Origin of the sequence: Streptomyces sp. NA02950 (genome assembly GCF_013364155.1) — a bacterium.
GTDB lineage: Bacteria > Actinomycetota > Actinomycetes > Streptomycetales > Streptomycetaceae > Streptomyces.
Genome location: NZ_CP054916.1, coordinates 382,097 through 400,588 on the forward strand (window position 1 = coordinate 382,097; position 18,492 = coordinate 400,588).

Sequence of the window (18,492 nt, forward strand, 5' to 3'; positions counted from 1 at the left end):
TACAGCCAATTGACCGGTCAATAGAGCGGCAGCCGTCAGCCTGCGACACAACGCCCACGACGTCAGCAGGCCGCCCGCCCTCCTCGGACTCACCTGATCACGGAGCGGAGGTCACACCACTCCGCCCCCGCACCCCACGCTGTCGTCGCGTGGTGCGGGGGGCATGGTCGCGCGTGTTCACCACGGGGCGGGTATGGCGGGCGAGTTGTCGCCACGAGGCCGTGGAGGGAGTTGTGACTGAGAACGGCCGGAATCTTCAGGCCCGTTCCGCTCCGGTGGCCGGATACGGGTCAGGGTGTGGTGGGAGACGACCTTGCCGACGGTGTCGGCCGTGGCGGCGGTGCCGTAGACGATCAGGCGACCGGGTCGAACGATCGTGGACTCGCAGACCGGTTGTGCGCGGTCGAGGCGCCCGGGGCCACGCGCCACGCGACCGACCGCGCCCGCACCCGACACGCGCCCGCCGTCAGAGGCTGATGTGGTACGCCTTCCGGAGCGTCTCGTGGACGGTCCAGGTGGTCCGGTCGCCCTCGCGCAGCACGCACCGGCCCCCCGGGCGCACGTCGAGGACGGAACCGCCCTCGCCCTCGATCGTCGCCCGCCCGCTCACGACGACGAACAGCTCGTTGGCCTCGGTGTCGGTCACCACACCCGGCGTGATCCGCCAGATGCCGCGCCGTTGCTTGCCGTCCGGGATTCCCACAGCACCTTCCCGGTGACGACAGCCGGTCACAGCAGCCGCGCCGACTCCCCCCTCGGCCGGCAGGTCCCGCGCGGCCGTCAGGTTCAGCGGTCTGAGGGGCAGGTGATCGTGGTGTTGCGACAGTCGGCGGCGAGGGCGGTCAGGGAGGTCTGTTCAGCGGGATCCACCGCCAGGCCCCAGCGGGCCCTCACGACCATCCACTCCTCGATGTACCGGCAGTGCGCTCCCTGCTCGGAGGGAAGCCGCTCGCGACCGTCAGCAGCGGCGGCCATACCGACAGGTGCCAGGCGGCTGAGAAACGGTGTCACATCTCTTTGCGCAGGCCACGGCAGCCTGGTGCTGATACCGGCGTGTTCGCGGAGTACGGCTCTCGGTCAGTCCGCGCTGAACCAGTTGATACGCAGCTACGCCGCCCGCCACGCCGAGGGCACGCGGACGCTGCTGCTCATGGACCCGGGCTGGGTCCGCACCGAACTCGGCGGACCCGACGCCGATCTCAGTGTGGAGGAGAGCATCCCCGGGGTGGCCGAGACGCTCGAGCGCCACCAGGGGGAGCGGGGCCTCCACTTCCTTGATTACCAGGAGCAGGTCGTGCCCTGGTAAACCCGGGGTCCGCTGCAGCGGTACCTCTTCCCTCACTGGCCAGGCCAGGGGCGTTCCTCTGGTTCAGCGACAAGCCAGGAAGGCCGCCGCCCCCGTCGTCATCACAGGACCTGGACATCGATCGCCCACGCGGTCGGCAGCGGCAGCTCGTCTCATCCAGCTCGCGGACCTTGCGGTAGCGGATGCGACCGCCGTCGGCGGTATGGATCTGCCGGAAGGACACCGAGTGGTCCTCGGTGGCGGGGAGGACCTTTGACGGGAATCGTGACCAGGCCGAATGACACGGCACCGGACCACAGGGGGCGCAAGACGACCTCCACGGCAGCACCCCCAGGGGCTGTCCAGCGCAGGCGAGGTAAAGCGGCCCCTGTCCCGTGTCATTAACTTTGATCTTGTGCCATCGAAGATGGATCAGATGCCTTCGGGGCAACGCGCACTGTGCGGGAGCCCCCACGGGACGACCAGTGGGAGCCCCCGCCACGGGTGGGTGCCCAAGGGGGCTCGTCAGCCGATCGGCACCACGTGCTCGGCCTGCGGTCCCTTGGGTCCCTGGGTGACTTGGAAGTCGACCCTGGCGCCCTCGGCCAGCTCCTTGAAGCCGGTCGTCTGGATGGCGGAGAAGTGGACGAACACGTCCGGTCCCCCATCGTCCTGCTGGATGAAGCCGAACCCCTTCTCCGAGTTGAACCACTTCACAGTGCCTGTTGCCATGAGTGCCGATCCTTCTCGACGTGCCACACGGGCCGCGGTACGCAGCCGTCTCGATAGTGCCCCGTCCCGCGCCTCACACACGCCAGGCGCGACCAACCAGTCGGCGGTGAACAAATGGCCGACCGAACTCCGGTGACACGCGCTCAAGCCGCGATGACACAGGACAGCTGTACCCCTGGTGAGACGCCCATCCCGCTGGTCGAACTCGAATCGAACAGTGGATTTCGGGCAGCAATGGCGGTCCATATGACGAAGCACGACAGTTCGCCAGCGTACTGCCGGTGACACCCCGCCTACGACGGCGTCCTCGAACGCGAATTCACCCTCGGCGAGATCTCCGGCGTCCTGTGGACGCCTGGATCCGCGCCTCCCCGCTGATCCTCATCGGCCAGACGGCTGCTTGCCACAAGCGGCGCCCGCGGCTGGTGGGCCGGGCCCGGCACGACGCGGCGGAGTACGGCTTCGCGGGCCGGCCGCCATCGACCACCCCCGGCACGGTGACCGGCCCCGTTCCGCCGTCGATGAGCAGGCCCGCGACGACCTCCGCCGGGCGTGGAGGCCGGCGAGCCGGTCGGCGAGATCGTCGACCTCCCGAGGTCCTGGACTGAGGACCGGGAACGCTGCCGCACTGCTTCGCGCCGTCGCCCGCAGGATCAGGAAGCCCGCGCCGTGCGGGCCGCGCGGGTCACCTCGGGCAGCGGGTCGGCGCGGCGGGCCACGTCGAGCAGGGCGTGCAGCGTGCGCTCGTCCGGCGCCAGCCGCGGACGCCACTGGGCCACGATGCTGACCGGGCGGATCCGCTCGGCCAGCCGCAGCTCGACCAGCTCGCCCTCCTGCAGCTCCCGGGTGACCGCCAGCTCCGGCAGCAGCGAGACCCCGTGCCCGTGCCCGGTGAGCCGCAGCAGCGCCGACAACGACCCTTGGATCACCGCCAGTTGGGCCCCCGTCAGCAGATCCCGGCCGAAGCGGTCCACCAGCATCTCCGAGGTGCACCCGGGCTCGGCCACCAAGAAGTCGTACCGCAGCACCTGCTCGGGCGTCACCATCTCCTGCCGGGCCAGCGGATGGCTGGGCGCCGCCACCAGAACCGTCCGGTCGTGCCCGACGACCGCGTGCGGGCTGAGCGCGCGGACGCCGTTGTCGTACTGGAACACCAGGTCCAACTCGCCGCCGCCGAACGCCTTCTCCAGCGTCCTGCGGTTGTCCACCGTCAGCTCGACGTCCGCCCCGGTGTCCGTGCCGCCCGCGCCGTACTCCAGAGCGGCCAGCACATCGGGCAGCCACACATGCGCCAGTGACTCCTGCGCCCCGATCCGCAGCCGCGGCCTGTCGCCGCACGCCGCCCGCCGCATGCGCTCCTCCAGCTCCAGAGCCTCACGTGCGTGCGGCAGCAGCCGGGCACCGGCCTCCGTGAGCACCGCGCCCGTGCCCGCGCGTACGAGCACACTCACGCCCAAGTCCGCTTCCAGCCGCTTGAGCTGGGCGCTGACACTGGACTGCGCGTATCCCAGGGCCTGTGCAGCGGCGGAGATGCCGCCGTGGTCGGCGACCGCGACGAAAGCGCGCAGATAGCGAGAGTCCACGGGAGCAGCATAGCCGTCCCATCGGACATTCCGATGGGGGCATCGGAATTGCGGCGTCGCAGGCCACACGCCCGCTGGGACACGCTGCAGCCATGACTACAGCCGACCCCGTCTCCCGCCCCTCCGGCGTCGCCACGCCGACCGCACCCCCGGAACCGCCGCCCGCACCTTCGAAGCTCCGCTCCAAGCTGACTTTCGCCGGCATCGCCACCGGAAACCTCCTCGTCCTGCTCGACACCTCGATCCTCAACGTCGCGGTGCCCGACGTGCGGAAGTCGCTGCACCCGGCCGCCACCGCACTGCCCTGGGCCGTCGACGCCTACACGGTCGTCTTCGCCGGCCTGCTGCTGGCCGGCGGTGTCATCGCCGACCGGTGGGGTGCCCGCCGCGTCTACGCCTCCGCGCTCGGCCTGTTCGCCGCGCTGTCCGTGGTCTGCGCCCTCGCGCCCAACGTCGGTTCCCTGATCGTGGGCCGTGCGCTGCTGGGTGCGGCCGGCGCCGGTCTGGTGCCCGCATCACTCGCCCTGCTGATCCACCTGAACCCCGACCCGGCGCGCCGCACCCGCGCCATCGGCGCCTGGACCGCGCTCAGCGGCCTGGGGGCCGCGGCCGGACCTGTACTCGGCGGCGCCCTGGTCGAACTCGGCGGCTGGCGCCTGGTGTTCCTCGTCAACCCGCCCATCGCGCTGGCCGCGCTGCTCCTCGCCCGCCGGCTGCCCGTGCCGCCCGTACGGGCCACCCGGGCCCTGGACCGCCCGGGCCTGGCCCTGTCCACCGCCGGTCTCGGTCTGCTCACCTTCGGTCTGGTCGAGGCCGGCATCGAGGGCTGGGGATCGCCCTACGCCCTGGTGCCCATCGCGGCCGCGCTCCTCTGCTTCGCCACGGTGGCCGTGGTGGAGCGCAGGGTGGCCTCCCCGGTCCTGCCGCCGGCGCTGCTCGCCCTGCCCAAGGTGCGGGCCGCCATGGTCGCGGCCGCGGTGTCCTGCTTCGCCTACTTCGGCGGGATGTACATGTTCGCCGTGTGGCTCCAGCACACCTATGAGCTGACCCCGTTCAAGGCCGGTCTGGCATCCCTGCCGATCGCGTTCCCCGTGTGCGTCATGCCCTTCTTCACCGGCCGGCTCGTGGCCCGCTACGGCCCCCGCCCGGTGCTGCTGACCGGCATGTCCGCCTCCGTCGTCGCTGGTGTCCTGCTGGCCTTCTGCGTCGGCCACCATCCGCCGCTGCCGCTGATCATGGCCGCCGAGCTGTCGCTCGCCGCCACCGGCACCCTGTCCATCCCGGGCGCCGCGGCCACGATGGCCGTCTCGGCACCGCCCGAGTACGCCGCCACCAGCCAGGGCGCGCTCAACGGCATCCGGCAGGCGGGCTCGGCGCTGGGCGTCGCGGTGCTCGGCACCCTCGGCGCACTCACCACCTCCGGCTACGTCCTCATCGGCATCGGCCTGCTGGCCGTGCTGCTGGTGGCCAGGGCGACGGCCAGGCAGGCCGCCTGACGCCCGGTCCGGACGCTCGCAAACCGACGCCCCGGGCAGTCCCCCGTCCCGGGGCGTCAAGCGGCACGTGTCGGCGGTCGGCGGCCGGCGCGGCAGGAAGAAGCGGCACCACCTTCTCGGCGGTGCCGCACCTGAACGCGATCGCGTCAATCACCTGCCGATGATCAGGCCACCGCCCCTCCCCTCTTCGGAGGCCGGTCCGGCAGCAACGGCTCGATACGCGCCCACTGGGCGTCAGTCAACGACACACCAGACCAACGATCCGATGATCTTGAGGAAATGGCCTGGCGCACGTCCCTTCTTGTCGGGCGAGACCAGCGTGGCGGCGGCCGTCAGAGCAACGGCGAGGAACCCTGCGTTCGCGAGCGTGGCGACGACCCCGGTGGCGGACAGAACCGGAAAGCTGGTGGTGATGGCGCCCACGGCGTGAGCTGCCGCGAAAGTGAGGATGAACCCGAGAAGGCTGGAGCGCCTGGGCCAGTTGCGGGCAAGCGCGGCCACAAGGGGAGCACCGACGACCATGCCGACCGCGAAGGCCGAGGTGAGCGTGCCTGCTGTCCCGACTGTGACGTCGAGATGGGAGGCGATGTCCGGCAGGAGGCCGGCGAGCATGAACTCCGAGGTGTCCATGGCGAAGACCACCATGGCAAGCAGATACAGCGGGAACCTGTGTTTGAGGCAGCGACTCCGCGGAATCGGTGTCGCCGCAAGCGCCTCGACCCTCAACACTGTTGTTGTGACCGCTTCCGTCCACTGAGAGTCCCACGGCGCCCGTGCCGCCGCCGAGTTCGGAGTTCCGGCAGTGCTTTTCGACGTCACCCGCAGCGAACTCGCCGCCATCTTCGGCGAGGACCGGCTCGCGACCCTGCCCGCCACAGCCTTCCCGCACTCCGCCGCGGACAGCGAGGGCACCCGCCTCCTGCAGACCGTCGGCGTCCCCACCGGGACGCTCCTGCTGCGTCAGCCCGACGAGGACGACGGCCTGCTGCCCCTCGTCCGGGACGTGGTCTGCATCGAGCACTTCGAGGACGCCGCGGAGGGCGCGGGTGGCTGGCCCGTCATCGGCTGGCTGCTCAACGCGCACCTCGCCCTCGACCCCGTATCCGGCAAGGTGCACGCCTTCGACCCCGACGAGGAGACCGTGCAGGAACTCCACACGGACGTCTCCTCCCTCGTCCACGTCGCCCTCCAGTTCCAGCGCCTGCTCGAAGAGTTCACCTTCAGCGGCGACGACAGCGACGAGGAGGCCGACTTCGAGCGCCTGGACGGCGAGGTCGATCGCATCCGTGAGGAGACGAGCAGCATGGACCCGCTCCCCTTCCGGGACGACGAGACCGTCTGGTCGGTAGTGGGCGATGAGATCGCCATGGGCCAGCGCTTCAAGGGCAACAGCCCGGGAGCCCGCTCCCTCTACGGGTGATCGCCAGCCGATTCCGCCCGTGCCCCACGCCGACCGCCCCGGTGGCGCCCTCGGGTGGGTGGTCGATGAGCCGGTACGGCGTCGCGGCGCGGTCGAGGAGGCGGATCAGGCGCTGATAGGTGTCGTGGCCGGGCATGTGTCATTCTCTTTCGTCTCACGGATGGTGGTGCGGTGGGTGCGTTCGATGGCCTGGCCCCAGTAGGTCCCGGCGACCATCAGCAGCGCGCCGAGGGCGGCGAGGGCGGTGAAGTGTTCGCCGCCGAGGCCGATGCCGAGGGCGGCGGCCCACACGGGTTCGGTGCCCAGCAGGAGACTGGCCCTGCTGGCGGAGGTGCGTTGGATGGCCCAGGTCTGGGCGAGGAAGGCGAAGACACTGCAGAACAGGGCGAGATAGGCCAGTTGACCCCATGTGCCGACGGTGGCATGGGCCAGGGTGGGCAGTCCACCGGCGGCCGGTGCGAGGCACAGCGCCGTCCCGACGACCGTCTGCATGGACGTCAGCTGGAGCGGACGCAGCGAACGGCCCGCGGTGAGCCGGCCGACAAGCGCCACATGGCCGGCCCTGACCACGGCGGCGGTCAGCATCAGAGCATCGCCTGTCGCGGGAGCGTGCAGGCCGTGGCTCGAGGTGAGCAGTCCGACCGCTGCGACACATACGCCGGCTGCGAGGAAGAAGCGGGCCGGGACCCTGCTGCGGCCGCCCGAGCGGTCCAGCAGCGGCGTGATCACAAGGGTCAGGCTGATGAGCAGCCCCGCGTTCGCCGCGCTGGTGTGGGCGACGCCGTACACCTCCAGCACCAGGACCGCCGCCTGGGTCACGCCCAGAACCGTCCCGATGCGGATCTCCTCCCGTGTCCAGCGGTCCCGCCGTCGGCGAGCGGTGGCCAGGACCAGGGGGAGGGTCGCCAGTGCCGAGATCAGGTAGCGCATGAACAGCACCACCAGGACCGGGGCGGCGTCTGTGGCGGTCTTCGCTGCGAGATAGCTGGAACCCCAGACCAGGGCGATCATCAGGAGGACCACGTCGGTCCGGCGTGCGTGCGGCATGCGTCCTACCGTGCCCAGCCAGCACAATGAAGCCAAGTACCAGCTTCTGAATCTATCCTTTAATGGAGCTACAATGTGAGCCCATGGATGAGAGACAGCTGCGTGTCCTGCGCGAGCTGGGCGAACTGGGCAGCGTGACCGCCACCGCCGAGGCGCTGATGGTCACCCCCTCGGCGATCTCCCAGCAACTGCGGCTTCTACAGCGCTCGGTGCCCGTTCCCCTCACCGAGCGCGAGGGCCGGCGGCTGGTGCTCACCCCCGCCGGGCAGGCTCTCGCCGGAGCCGCGATCGAGGTCGAGACCGCCCTGGCACGAGCCCGGCGCAGAGTCGAGGAGTTCCTCGGCGAAACCGGCGGTCTGGTGTCGGTCGCGGCCTTCCACAGCGCCGCAGCGGCCTTCTGGCCCCACCTGGTGAGCGCCCTGGCGGCCCCCGGCTCCCCGCAGCTCGCGCTCGCCGACGAGGACGTCGCCCAGAACGACTTCCCGCCCCTGACCCGCGACTACGACATCGTCCTCGCCCACCGCCTCGACCACGCCGCGCCATGGCCGCGGACCGTGTCCGCTATCGCCCTGCTGCACGAACCCCTCGACATCGCGCTGCCCGCCGGCCACCCCCTGACCGCCAAACCGCGGCTGACACCCCGTGACGTGGCCGACGAGCCCTGGATCACCGTCCACGACGGATTCCCGCTGATGGCCACCATCGAGGCCATCGCCGCCGCGGCCGGCCGTCGCCTCCACCTGGCCCACCGCATCAACGAATTCGCCGTGGTTGCCGAAGTCGTGGCCGCCGGCGGCGGAATCGCCCTGATGCCGCGCTGGACCTCCCGCCCACACCCACAGGTAACCCTCAGACCACTGACCGGCGTCCACGCACGGCGTCACGTCGACGCACTCCATCGCCCCGAACGCACCACACGCACAGCCGTCCAAACCGTCCTCACCCAGCTGCAGATCGCCGCAGCGGCCATCAGCAACCAAGACACCGCAGCAGTGACACCACACGAACAGGCGGCCGGAGAGCGGTGATGCCGCGCGCGGTGATTCCCATCACGTGGCAGCCCGCCCCGCCCGTCGGGCAGGCCCAGTGGCGCCGACCGCCACACCGATCCTGATCAGGCTGCCGCTCGGGCTGCTCGCGCATCCTGATCAGGCGCCGGCGAACCCAGGCTCGGAGTGGGCTCATCCCGGCCTTCGACCGCCTCGTCGCCACGGCCATGACTGCGGCGGGACACCTCCCGATCACGGCCGGGGCTTTGCCGCCGAGGGCGCCGTAGGAGCCCCGCGTGTCCCTTGTCCGGCGTTGCCCTCTGTGGGACTCGACCTGATCAACGGCATCCCCGCACACGTCCTGTTCGTGCGCGTCGTCGTGGTCCTGGCACCCCTCACCGCCCTCGCTCTGACCCTGTGCGCCGCCCTCCCCTCGGTCATGCGCCGGTCCGGACTCGCACTGCCGACCCTCGCCCTGGTGTCAGCACACTCACCCGCCTTGATTCAGGCCCGGCGCTGCCGTCCGGGCGGCACGCAACCGGCGCAGATAGGGGTCGTGGGCGTGGCGGGGCAGGATGCGCAGCCGGACATCGAGCGCCACGACGCCGTCGGGGCGGGCCACCACCGGGTTGAGGTCGGCCTCGGCGAGCTGCGGCAGGTCACAGGCCATGTGGGACAGCCGCAGAAGCAGCTGTTCCAGCCCCTCCAGATCCACCGCCCTGCCGCCCCGATAGCCGAACAGCAGCGGCGCGCACCGCGGGGAGGTGATGAGGGTGTGCACATCGCGGTCGGTGAGCGGGGCGAGTCTGGCGGCGTGATCGGCGAGGAGGTCAGTGGCGGTGCCGCCGAGGCCGAAGAGCACCAGAGGGCCGAACACCTCGTCCTGGACGACTCCGGCGAACAACTCGGTGCCACGGTGCGCCATGGGCTGCACCAGTGCCCCGGTCATCCGATCGCCGAAACGTTCCCGCAGCTCACGGTAGGCGTGGCGGACCTGGTCCGCGCCCTCGAGGTCCAGCCGCAGCGCACCCTGGTCGCTCTTGTGCACCAGACCGGGCCAGTACGCCTTCAGGGCCACCCTCGTGTTTTCGTCGGCGAGGTGCCGGAGGGCCGCCGCGGCAGTGTCCGCGTCCTCGGCCCAGGCCCAGGGCAGCTGGGGGATGCGGTAGCGGTCGAGCAGGGCGGCGCAGTCACGGGGGTCCAGCCATCCGCCGCCGGGGTGGTGGGTGAGGAATCCCTCCACAGTGGCCGTGGCCCCGCCGGGGTCGATCCCTGACAGTGGCGGGATGCTGCCTGGCGGTTCGGCACGCCAGCGGGCGTAGCGGATGGCGTGGGCGAGAGCGCGTGCGGTCGATTGGGGCTCGGCATAGGACGGGACGGCGCCTGCGTCGGCGCTCGGGAGCAGGCGTACGGGGGTCTCCTGGTCGAGGAGGACCGCGGCCACGGGGCGGGGGCGCGGGCCTGAGGTATGGGTGAGGGCCAGCAGGGGGTCGTCTTCGGTGCCGGTGGCCAGCGCGGTGGGAACCAGCACCACCACCAGAGCGTCGACGGCTCCATGAGCGGCGAGCCGGTCCACGCAGCCGCGCATTCCATCGGCGGTCACCGCGGCTGTGGTGTCCACAGGATTGGTGGTGGCCGCCCCGGGCGGGAGAAGCGCCCCGAGCTCCTCGGCCAGGGCCGGGTCGAGGACGGGCACGTTCAGCCCCGCTTCCGTACAGGCGTCGGCGGCGAGCACACCGGCACCTCCGGCATTGCTGACCACGGCCACATCGGCTCCCTGGGGCATTGGCTGGGCGTACAGCAGGGCCGCGATGTCGACCAGTTCGGCGATGCTCCGGGTGGCGATGATCCCGGCCTGGTCGAAGAGCGCTCGGCGGGTCATGGTGGGGGTGGCCGCGGCTGCGGTGTGCGAGGCGGCGGCGCGCCGTCCGGCCTCGGAGCGGCCGGCGTCCACGGTGAGGACGGGCATGGTACGGGCGACGCGTCGCGCGGTGCGGGAGAACGCCCGGGGGTTGCCGAAGGACTCCAGGTGGAGCACGCCGAGGCGGGTTCCCGGGTCGGCCTCCCACCACTGCAGCAAGTCATTGCCGCTGACGTCGTACTTGTCACCGAGAGAGACGAAGCTGGACACACCGATACCGAGGCTGCCGAACCGCTCCAGCAGCGCGATACCGACGCCTCCGGACTGCACGGCGACACCGGCACATCCCGGCAGCGGGGGGTGCGCGGCGAATGTGGCGTTCAGGCGCGCCTCGTCCGCCGTATCGGCGATGCCCAGGCAGTTGGGGCCCACCAGCCGCATCCCGTGGCCTCGGCATGTGGTGAACAGCGCCTCGGCCTGGCCGGCGTCGAGCCCGGCCGTCAGGACGACCAGCGCCCGCACCCCCCGGACGCCGCACTGTTCGGCAACCTCCGGAACCGCCGCGGCGGGCACAGCGAGTACGGCGAGGTCCGGTGCCTCGGGCAGCGCCGCCACCGACGGGTGCGCCGGCGTCCCCTCGACGACCGGGGCGTGCGGGTTGACCGCGTACAAGGCTCCGCGGAATCCGCCGGAACGGAGATTTCCGAGCACGGCACGTCCCACGGATCCGGGGCGGCGGCCCGCCCCGACGACGGCCACCGAACGCGGACGCAGCAGCGGACGCAGGCTGGCCACATCGGCGATCCGTCCGCGCCGGTCCACCGCCGAGAGATAGCGCTCCTGCTCCTCCAGATGCACGGTGCAACGGACGTCGGTGCCGTCGAAGTGCCGTGAGGTCGTCAGCCCCAGATCCGCGAAGACCTTCAGGACCGCGTGGTTCTCGGCGAGCGCCTCGGCGGTGAAGGTCGAGATCCCCGCGTCCCGGGCGGCGTGGACCAGGTGTTCCAGCAGCAGGGTGCCGATGCCCTGGCCGTGGTGGCCCTCGGCGACGGCAAGCGCGATGTCCGCGGAGTTCGGTTCGCCTTCGGACGGGGGGAGGGCGGTGTATTCGGCCACGCCGACCACGCGCTCGCGCGCCACCGCGACGAGCGCCTGGTACCCGTGGTGGCCGGGCGCGCAGATACGGTCCGCTGCCGCGCGTGCGTAGCGCGGGCTGATCGCGAAGAACCGCAGGCGCAGATCCTCCGGCGACATCTCCTGGTGCATGCGCAGGACCTCGTCCCGGTCCTGTGGCCGCGCGGCACGTATCTCGACGGTGGTCCCGTCGGCAAGCAGCGCGTGGACAGTGTCGGGGCGGTGCGCCGTGTCCGTCATCCGTGGCTCCCTCCGCTGTCGGATGAGCGGCCCGCCGAGCCGGCCGGCCGGCTCTCCGGCGCCATCAGCGCGGCGGCGTGGTCGGGCACAAAGGTCTGCAGACGGCGCGGCGGCCGCTCGTAGCCTGTGGGCGGGGGACGGTCCGGGAGCCGGAGGTCCGGCAGGTGGACGTCCCCGTACGGAACGGTCGACAGCAGGTGCGCGATCATGTTGATGCGGGCCGATCGCTTGTCGTCGCTCTCGACGACGTACCAGGGGGATTCGGGGATGTCGGTGCGCGCGAACATCTCGTCCTTGGCCCGCGAGTACGCCTCCCAGCGCGTGATCGACTCCAGATCCATCGCCGAGATCTTCCACCGCCGCGTGGGATCGCTCAGCCTGGAGTTGAACCGCTGCTCCTGGACGGTGTCGCTCACGGAGAACCAGTACTTGCGCAGCAGTATCCCGTCCTCGACCAGCATCCGCTCGAAGACCGGACACTGGTGCAGGAAGCGCTGGTGTTCCTCCCCGCTGCAAAAGCCCATGACGCGTTCGACGCCGGCCCGGTTGTACCAGCTGCGGTCGAAGAGCACGATCTCGCCCGCGGCGGGGAGCTGCTCGACATAGCGCTGGAAGTACCACTGGGTGCGTTCGCGCTCGGTGGGCACCGGAAGAGCGACGATCCGCGCGACGCGCGGGTTGAGCCGCTCGGTGACCCGCTTGATCGCGCCACCCTTGCCTGCCGCGTCCCGCCCGTCGAAGAGCACCACGAGCCGCTCGCCCTCGGCCCGCACCCACTCCTGGAGCTTCACCAGCTCGATCTGCAGACGGCGCAGCTCTTTCCGGTACCGGAGCCGGGGCAGAGGGTCGGGCCCGCCCGGCTCCGGGGGCGTACCGTCCCGCGGTGCGCTGTGCGGCATCCGCTTCCCTTTCAACGTGCGGCCGACCGAGCGTCAGTCGTGGGGGACGACCGCGACGGGGCACGCGGCATGGTGAAGCAGGGCGTGCGCCACATGGCCGAGGCGCGGGCTCGTCGCGGGCCGGTGCGTGTGCCGGCCGACGACCACCAGCCCCGCTCCCGCGGCCGACGTCAGCAGCACCTCCGCGGCGTTGCCCATCCCGACCTGCTCGGCCACCGGTACCTCCGGGTACTTCTCCCGCCACAGCAGGACCGCCTCCCCCAGCCGCTTCCGCTCAGCGAGCTCGATGCCACCTGCCTCGTCGAGGGCCCGCAGTGACGCCGGGCCGTACTCGGACACCCCCGGCAGCTTCCAGGCCCGTACGGCACGCACTCCCGCGCCTCGTGCCGCGGCCGTGCCGAACGCGAACTCGATCGGTGCGGCCGACTCGGGCGGATCCTGGATGCCCACCACCACATCTCCCCCTGAGGTCCCGGACCTCTGGCCGCTCCTGCGCCGCACCAGCACGACCGGGCGCGCGGTCCGGCCCAGCACCTGCAGCCCGATGGACCCGAGCAGAAAACCGGCCACGGCACCACGGCCCCGTGAGCCCAGCACCAGCATCTCCGAGTCCGCGCCATGGCCCACCAAAGCCGGGACCGCGGTCTCCGACACCAGTTTGGTGGAGACCGCCACGTCCGGGTAACGGGTGGCCAGGTCGGCTTCCGCATCGTCCAGGACCTGCTGTGCCCACTCCTTGCGGACCTCGGGAGCCTGAGCGGTCCGAGCCGTCTGCGGCGGCAGCGTCCACGCGTACACCAGACGCAACGGCGTATGACGCCACCGCGCCTCCCGCGCCGCCCAGTCGACAGCGTCCAGGCACTCGGGCGATCCGTCCAGGCCTACCGTGATAGGACGTGCCATCGGACCTCCCCGGTGTCCGCTGTGTCGGGCCGCAGCTGCCTCTCCCCCGCAAGTCTCGTGGTGGCAGCCGCGACTACCCAGAGGCCGACGGTCCTCCATCGCGGCCATTCGGCCCTGTCCAGCGAGGAACGGCGTACGGCGCCTGGCGTGGTCGTAGGAGGTGGGGTGGGTCTCGACAGCGTCAGCACCCGCAGACCCACGGGCCCGAGCAGGAAGCCGCTCACGGCGCCGCGTCCTGCGAGCCGCGTACCGGTAGCCGCGAGGCCACGCCCTCAGCCACCAGGGCCTCGACGGGTGTCGCGAGGATCTCCAGCATCGGTGGCCGATGCCGCGCGGGGCCCACGGGGCACGGCGCCCGGCAAACCCTGTCGTGGGGCCGCCCTGGTGTGCGCGCACGAGGTGTCGTCATCGCGGTCATTCGTGGGGGACGACGGCGACCGGGCAGGCCGCGTGGTGTACGGCCGCCTGTACCACGGGACCGAGGCGGGAGCCGAGGGCAGGCGGGTGTTTTCGCCGTCCGACCATCAGCAGATCGCAGTCGGCCGCTGCCCGTACGACGGCCTGGGCGGGGCTCTCCGCGCGGATCTCGTCGATGACCCGGACGCGAGGGAACTTCTCCCGCCACGGCCGCAGAACAGCATCCAGTTCCCCTCGCACATGCTGCTCGAGGTCATGGGCCGCCTCGGCCCCCGCGCCCCGGGCACCGTGGGCCCGGTCCAGCTTCCTTCCGTGGACGGCATGCAGGGGCACGCCACGCGTGAACGCGGTGACGTACGCGAACTCCAGGAGGTTGTCCTGCGGGCCGTGCAGACTCAGGCCCACGACCACCCGCCCCCGGCGTTCCTCCACCTGCCGGCCCGCGCGCACCAGTACCACGGGCCGCTCCGCTCGGGTGACGACATGCAGCCCGATGTCGCCCAGGAAGAAGCTCGCCACCGGGTCCAGCCCCCGCGATCCGAGCACCAGCATCCGGGACCGCGCGGCGGCGTCGAGCAGGGCCTTCTCGGGCTGGTCCGCCACCAGGTCTTCGGTGATGGTCAGGTCGGGGTGGAGCCGGGCCAGCTCGGCGTGCGCATCGTGCACGATGCGCTTCGCCCAGTAGTTCTGGTCGTCCGCCGCGGGGCTGTCGGGAGTGGGCGGCGAGAGCAGGATCCAGGCATGTGTCAAGCGCAGGGCCAGCTCCCGCCCCTTCGCCTCGTCGGCGGCCCAGTGCGCGGCGGTCATGCTCTCGGCCGAGCCGTCGAGCCCCACGGTGACGACTTGTTCCATGGCAGTGCCCCCTCTCGCGGCCGACCACTCCACGACGGGAGTACCCCAAAATTGAATGGACCACCACAAATATGCCAACCCGATACCCGGCCGTCCCGGCGGCGCCGGAGCTACGCGGCGGCGTCACTCGCGCCGGTGTCATCGGTTTCGTAGGCGATGTGCTGCGTGACCGAGACCACCCCGTCAACGCCCCGGCACAGCCGCACGAGGACCGGGATCAGGCTCCTGGTCCCGACCGATCCGTCCAGCGTGACCTCGCCCTCCCGCACGTCGACCGTCACAGCCGAGGGAGCCAGACGCAGGGTCCGTCGCAGCAGATCCCTCTCGATCTCTTCCTGGATCGCCTCGTCGTGGCGAAGGAAGATCCGCAGCATGTCCCCACGGCTGATGATGCCGAGCAGCTTGTCGGTCTCGTCCACCACGGGCAGCCGCTTGATGTGCCGGGCCGACATCAGGCGGGCCGCCTCGACGACCGACCACTCAGGACGCGCGCACACCGCAGGCGCCGACATCAGCTCCTCCGCCCTCGCACCCTGCGCCTTCGCGCGTTCCCACGCCTCCAGGTGCGGGACCGGCAGGCGGCCGGAGGGATCGGTCTGACCGGCCGATTTGCGCAGCAGGTCAGCCTCGGACACCACGCCTACCGGACGACCGGAAGCATCCACGACCGGCACCGCGGTGACATCGTTCTCCGCAAGGAGCGCGACGATCTCCTTGAACGGCATGTCACGCGGGACCCGGACCACCGGGCGCGTCATGAGTTCTCCGACCGTTCTGTGGTGCATGTCCCGACTCCTCTCGCAGGCTCGCGGTGGGTCGGCCGGTGTTCCCTTGTCGAGCCTGTCAGCTCGTCCCCGCGGCCGAATGAGCCTCATGGCTCCCTCTCGTGGCCATTCGGCCCACAACCGGGCCATCCGGCCCCTCGCTGGAGGACTTTCCGCCCCAGGACACCGCTCCTCCGCGGTGACACATTGGAAGTCAGACAGAGAGGCGGGATGTCGATGCGTGCTCACGTCGGCGACCAACTGATTGTCGAAAGCCCCACCACCGGTGCCGCCAAGCGGGACGGTGAGATCGTCGGACTCCACCACGACGACGGGACTCCTCCCTATGACGTGCGGTGGTCGGACTCCGATCAGGTCACCCTTGTGTTCCCCGGTCCGGACGCACACATTCACCACATCGGGCACGGACCGGAAGGGCAGCGGGAGGCGACCGGGCATCGCGGGCCCGCGGCGGCGTACCGGAGCGCTCGTTCGCTCTCCGATGCGGAGGTCATGGCTCTGGTGCGGGACGCCACGGCCGCCCCCTCGATGCACAATGCCCAGCCCTGGCGGTTCCGGTACTTCCGGCGTAACCGCGTCTTCCATCTGAGGGCCGATCTCCGGGGCTCGCTGCCGCACACCGACCCTGAACTCCGCGCCCTGCACATCGGCTGTGGTGCCGCCCTGATGAACCTGCGCATCGCCGTCGCACACGAAGGCCGGCAGGCGGTGACCCGGTTGCTGCCCGAACCCGGCGACCCGATGCTGCTGGCCTCCATGACACTGACCGGCCCGCTCGGCGCAGAGGACGACCCGGCGGCTCTGTACCCCGCTGTGCGCACCCGCCACACCAGCCGGTATCCCTTCGCCGAGAGGGCCATACCCGATACCGTGCGCACCGCTCTCGTCGAGGCCGCACAAATGGAGCGGGTTTCGCTGGACTTCCCCTCCGGCTGGCATCTGCAAACAGTGCTGGACTTGATACAGGAGGCCGAGGCCCGCGACCTCACCGATGCCGACACCGCGGCTGACCTGGCCCGCTTCACCCGCACGGCGGACGACACGCGGCCGGGGTCCGAAGGCGTCCCGGAGTACGCCTTCGGACCCCGCCGCAGGACCGGCAAGGCCCCCATGCGGGACTTCGCGGGCGGCAGAACCGTCCCCGGCCGCCCGACCGCCGACTTCGAGACCACCCCCCACCTGGCCCTGCTCAGCACCGCACGCGACCAGCCCGAGGACTGGCTGCGTGCCGGCATGGCGTTGGAACGGGTGCTGCTGCGCGCCACCCTCGACGGGCTCGCCACCTCGTTCGTCACCCAGGCCCTCGAATGGCACGAACTGCGCTGGCCACTGCGCGACCCGACGTCAGGCATGGCATATGTGCAGATGGTGCTGCGACTGGGATACGGCCGCCCCGGCACGCAGACACCCCGACGACCGGCCCACGACGTGCTGGACATCGAACCGTAGCCACATCCGCGACCGTAGCCACATCCGCGCGCTCCGGAGGATCCCGGCTCAGGTCGAGTGGAGGATCCCGGCTCAGGTCGGGTGGTGGGGCTCGTCCCGTCCGACGCCCCGGAAATGGCATTCGACATCGACGACGCCCTCCACGGCCCGGGTCAGACGCGCGGCCACCGGGATCAGCGCGGTGTCCGCCAACTGCCCGCTCAGAGTGACCACTCCATCGGCCACCCGGACACGAACGCTGCTGTTGTCGGGGAACAGGTACGACACCACAGTGCGTCTGACCTCCTCCTCGATGTCCTCTTCCGAACGGAGGAAGACCTTCAGCAGATCGCCCCGGCTGACGATGCCCTGCAACTTCCCCTCTGCGTCGACCACCGGAAGCCGTTTGACGCCTTTGACGGCCATGATCCGGGCCGCCTCGGCCAAGGTGGCGTCCGTGTGCACGCTCACCGCCGGGGAGCTCATCAGCTCTTCCGCCGTCACCGCCCCGGCCTTCGCCAGGTCGGGGAGCCGCCGCAACTGCTCGAAGCGGTCCGGATCGCTGTCCCGGAATTCCTCCTTGGGCAGCAGATCCGCCTCGGAGACGACACCGATGACCCGCCCCTCGCCCTCCAGCACCGGCATGGCACTCACATGCCACTGGCTCAGGGTCTCCACGAGTTCCTTGAACGACGCGTCACGCCCGACAGCGACCACCGTCCGTGTCATCACATCACTCACGATGTGCGGAGTCTCGGGCACGGGACCTCCTCCTTCCTTCCCCCCACCGCTCCGCACGGGTTCGACGCCCCTCTGCCAGTGTCCGGCCGCCGGGTGTCCCCCTGCCACCGGGGGCAACGCCGTTCAGCTGTGTGCCTTCCGACAGGCCGTGCGTACCGAATCGGCGACCGCCCGGTGGAACCGGGCGGCGATCAGTGGGATCTCCGTGCCCGCGCGGAGATCGGCCACGATCGCCACCAGCGGTGCGGCGGGATCCTCGAGCGCGAAGGCATAGCCGTCCCGCACCTGGCCGACCGTCATCGCGACGGCTTCCCATTCCACCGCGGCCTGGGCCTCCTACCCCATGCGGTGGCACACACCCACCAGTGAGGACACGGCGTCGAACAGTCGCCCCATGCTGGATGTCCGCACACACCCGAAGCCGCACGTCAACCGCCGTTCCAGCAGGAGACGTTCCTTGGGAGGGCAGGCTGCCGTGCACGGCAGGTCGGGTGACCAGGCGATACCGGCCGCGCGCAGATGTGTCAGGGCCATCCGATACGGATTGCGCACCGCCGCGACACCGCCCGGCAGGGGTACGTACGCCAGATGTGCCAGGCGGCGGTAGCCCGTAGTCGGCCAGCAGCACCTCACCGCCCCACACGGCGCCATCGTCACCGTAACCGGTGCCGTCGAAGGCG

General features: G+C 71.0%; 15 protein-coding genes and 5 pseudogenes. 6 read left to right on the forward strand and 14 right to left on the reverse strand.

Annotated features, from left to right (window positions below):
- Positions 1 to 466: 466 nt before the first annotated feature.
- Together HUT19_RS01355 and HUT19_RS01360 are read right to left on the reverse strand one after the other, a co-directional pair.
- Positions 467 to 723 (reverse strand): annotated as a pseudogene (locus tag HUT19_RS01355) (cupin domain-containing protein); the annotation flags it as partial.
- Positions 724 to 786: 63 nt separating this feature from the next.
- On the reverse strand, positions 787 to 975 hold the full coding sequence (locus tag HUT19_RS01360; RefSeq protein WP_176178673.1) for a hypothetical protein: 189 nt from the start codon (positions 973 to 975) through the stop codon (positions 787 to 789).
- 121 nt (positions 976 to 1,096) lie between these two features.
- On the opposite strand from HUT19_RS01360, the gene HUT19_RS01365 reads away from it, so the two are divergent.
- Positions 1,097 to 1,306, forward strand: coding sequence for a hypothetical protein (locus tag HUT19_RS01365; RefSeq protein WP_368661753.1), 210 nt, complete (start codon positions 1,097 to 1,099; stop codon positions 1,304 to 1,306).
- Between the two features lie 151 nt (positions 1,307 to 1,457).
- Here HUT19_RS01365 and HUT19_RS42585 read toward each other — a convergent pair.
- Both HUT19_RS42585 and HUT19_RS01370 read right to left on the reverse strand, forming a co-directional pair.
- Positions 1,458 to 1,614 (reverse strand): annotated as a pseudogene (locus tag HUT19_RS42585) (Ku protein); the annotation flags it as partial.
- A gap of 196 nt (positions 1,615 to 1,810) precedes the next feature.
- Positions 1,811 to 2,017 (reverse strand): cold-shock protein, encoded by a 207-nt coding sequence (locus HUT19_RS01370; RefSeq protein WP_176178674.1) that lies wholly within the window; start codon positions 2,015 to 2,017, stop codon positions 1,811 to 1,813.
- Between the two features lie 297 nt (positions 2,018 to 2,314).
- Here HUT19_RS01370 and HUT19_RS42590 point away from each other — a divergent pair.
- A pseudogene (locus HUT19_RS42590) lies at positions 2,315 to 2,605 on the forward strand (alpha/beta hydrolase); the annotation flags it as partial.
- 65 nt (positions 2,606 to 2,670) lie between these two features.
- Here the strand turns inward: HUT19_RS42590 and HUT19_RS01375 are convergent.
- A complete protein-coding gene (locus HUT19_RS01375; protein WP_176178675.1) occupies positions 2,671 to 3,600 on the reverse strand; it encodes a LysR family transcriptional regulator in 930 nt (309 codons plus the stop codon).
- 92 nt (positions 3,601 to 3,692) lie between these two features.
- Between HUT19_RS01375 and HUT19_RS01380 the strand changes: the two genes are divergently transcribed.
- Positions 3,693 to 5,096: an MFS transporter gene (locus tag HUT19_RS01380; RefSeq protein ID WP_176178676.1), complete on the forward strand. Its 1,404-nt coding sequence runs from the start codon at positions 3,693 to 3,695 to the stop codon at positions 5,094 to 5,096.
- Positions 5,097 to 5,384: 288 nt separating this feature from the next.
- Here HUT19_RS01380 and HUT19_RS01385 read toward each other — a convergent pair.
- Positions 5,385 to 5,741, reverse strand: a pseudogene (locus tag HUT19_RS01385) (MFS transporter); the annotation flags it as partial.
- A gap of 157 nt (positions 5,742 to 5,898) precedes the next feature.
- Between HUT19_RS01385 and HUT19_RS01390 the strand changes: the two are divergent.
- Positions 5,899 to 6,516 (forward strand): SUKH-4 family immunity protein, encoded by a 618-nt coding sequence (locus tag HUT19_RS01390; RefSeq protein ID WP_176178677.1) that lies wholly within the window; start codon positions 5,899 to 5,901, stop codon positions 6,514 to 6,516.
- Between the two features lie 105 nt (positions 6,517 to 6,621).
- Here the strand turns inward: HUT19_RS01390 and HUT19_RS01395 are convergent, their stop codons facing one another.
- The gene (locus tag HUT19_RS01395) at positions 6,622 to 7,563 is read right to left on the reverse strand and encodes a DMT family transporter (RefSeq protein ID WP_176178678.1); all 942 of its coding nucleotides are present in this window, start codon (positions 7,561 to 7,563) and stop codon (positions 6,622 to 6,624) included.
- A gap of 83 nt (positions 7,564 to 7,646) precedes the next feature.
- On the opposite strand from HUT19_RS01395, the gene HUT19_RS01400 reads away from it, so the two are divergent.
- The gene (locus HUT19_RS01400) at positions 7,647 to 8,591 is read left to right on the forward strand and encodes a LysR family transcriptional regulator (protein WP_176178679.1); all 945 of its coding nucleotides are present in this window, start codon (positions 7,647 to 7,649) and stop codon (positions 8,589 to 8,591) included.
- A gap of 451 nt (positions 8,592 to 9,042) precedes the next feature.
- Here the strand turns inward: HUT19_RS01400 and HUT19_RS01405 are convergent, their stop codons facing one another.
- The 5 genes from HUT19_RS01405 to HUT19_RS01425 all read right to left on the reverse strand — a co-directional run bounded on the left by HUT19_RS01405 (position 9,043) and on the right by HUT19_RS01425 (position 15,643).
- Positions 9,043 to 11,787: a bifunctional GNAT family N-acetyltransferase/acetate--CoA ligase family protein gene (locus HUT19_RS01405; protein WP_176178680.1), complete on the reverse strand. Its 2,745-nt coding sequence runs from the start codon at positions 11,785 to 11,787 to the stop codon at positions 9,043 to 9,045.
- Entirely contained in the window at positions 11,784 to 12,686 is a 903-nt protein-coding gene (ppk2, locus tag HUT19_RS01410; protein ID WP_176178681.1) for a polyphosphate kinase 2, read from the reverse strand. Before ppk2 ends, HUT19_RS01405 begins: the two co-directional genes overlap by 4 nt.
- A 33-nt stretch (positions 12,687 to 12,719) precedes the next feature.
- Positions 12,720 to 13,589, reverse strand: coding sequence for a universal stress protein (locus tag HUT19_RS01415; RefSeq protein WP_176178682.1), 870 nt, complete (start codon positions 13,587 to 13,589; stop codon positions 12,720 to 12,722).
- A 414-nt stretch (positions 13,590 to 14,003) separates the two neighbouring features.
- Positions 14,004 to 14,858: a universal stress protein gene (locus HUT19_RS01420; protein ID WP_176178683.1), complete on the reverse strand. Its 855-nt coding sequence runs from the start codon at positions 14,856 to 14,858 to the stop codon at positions 14,004 to 14,006.
- Between the two features lie 110 nt (positions 14,859 to 14,968).
- Entirely contained in the window at positions 14,969 to 15,643 is a 675-nt protein-coding gene (locus HUT19_RS01425; protein ID WP_176178684.1) for a CBS domain-containing protein, read from the reverse strand.
- A 216-nt stretch (positions 15,644 to 15,859) separates the two neighbouring features.
- On the opposite strand from HUT19_RS01425, the gene HUT19_RS01430 reads away from it, so the two are divergent.
- Positions 15,860 to 17,092, forward strand: coding sequence for a DUF1918 domain-containing protein (locus HUT19_RS01430; RefSeq protein ID WP_368661674.1), 1,233 nt, complete (start codon positions 15,860 to 15,862; stop codon positions 17,090 to 17,092).
- 72 nt (positions 17,093 to 17,164) lie between these two features.
- On the opposite strand, the gene HUT19_RS01435 is transcribed toward HUT19_RS01430, so the two are convergent.
- Positions 17,165 to 17,833 (reverse strand): CBS domain-containing protein, encoded by a 669-nt coding sequence (locus HUT19_RS01435; protein ID WP_176178686.1) that lies wholly within the window; start codon positions 17,831 to 17,833, stop codon positions 17,165 to 17,167.
- 129 nt (positions 17,834 to 17,962) lie between these two features.
- Positions 17,963 to 18,491, reverse strand: a pseudogene (locus tag HUT19_RS01440) (carbamoyltransferase HypF); the annotation flags it as partial.
- Position 18,492: the final 1 nt, after the last annotated feature.

Coding starts and splice junctions, on each gene's coding strand:
- HUT19_RS01360 (WP_176178673.1), bottom strand. CDS start 975: ATGGCCGCCGCTGCTGACGGTCGCGAGCGGCTTCCCTCCGAGCAGGGA.
- HUT19_RS01370 (WP_176178674.1), bottom strand. CDS start 2,017: ATGGCAACAGGCACTGTGAAGTGGTTCAACTCGGAGAAGGGGTTCGGC.
- HUT19_RS01380 (WP_176178676.1), top strand. CDS start 3,693: ATGACTACAGCCGACCCCGTCTCCCGCCCCTCCGGCGTCGCCACGCCG.
- HUT19_RS01395 (WP_176178678.1), bottom strand. CDS start 7,563: ATGCCGCACGCACGCCGGACCGACGTGGTCCTCCTGATGATCGCCCTG.
- HUT19_RS01400 (WP_176178679.1), top strand. CDS start 7,647: ATGGATGAGAGACAGCTGCGTGTCCTGCGCGAGCTGGGCGAACTGGGC.
- HUT19_RS01405 (WP_176178680.1), bottom strand. CDS start 11,787: ATGACGGACACGGCGCACCGCCCCGACACTGTCCACGCGCTGCTTGCC.
- ppk2 (WP_176178681.1), bottom strand. CDS start 12,686: ATGCCGCACAGCGCACCGCGGGACGGTACGCCCCCGGAGCCGGGCGGG.
- HUT19_RS01415 (WP_176178682.1), bottom strand. CDS start 13,589: ATGGCACGTCCTATCACGGTAGGCCTGGACGGATCGCCCGAGTGCCTG.
- HUT19_RS01420 (WP_176178683.1), bottom strand. CDS start 14,858: ATGGAACAAGTCGTCACCGTGGGGCTCGACGGCTCGGCCGAGAGCATG.
- HUT19_RS01425 (WP_176178684.1), bottom strand. CDS start 15,643: ATGCACCACAGAACGGTCGGAGAACTCATGACGCGCCCGGTGGTCCGG.
- HUT19_RS01430 (WP_368661674.1), top strand. CDS start 15,860: ATGCGTGCTCACGTCGGCGACCAACTGATTGTCGAAAGCCCCACCACC.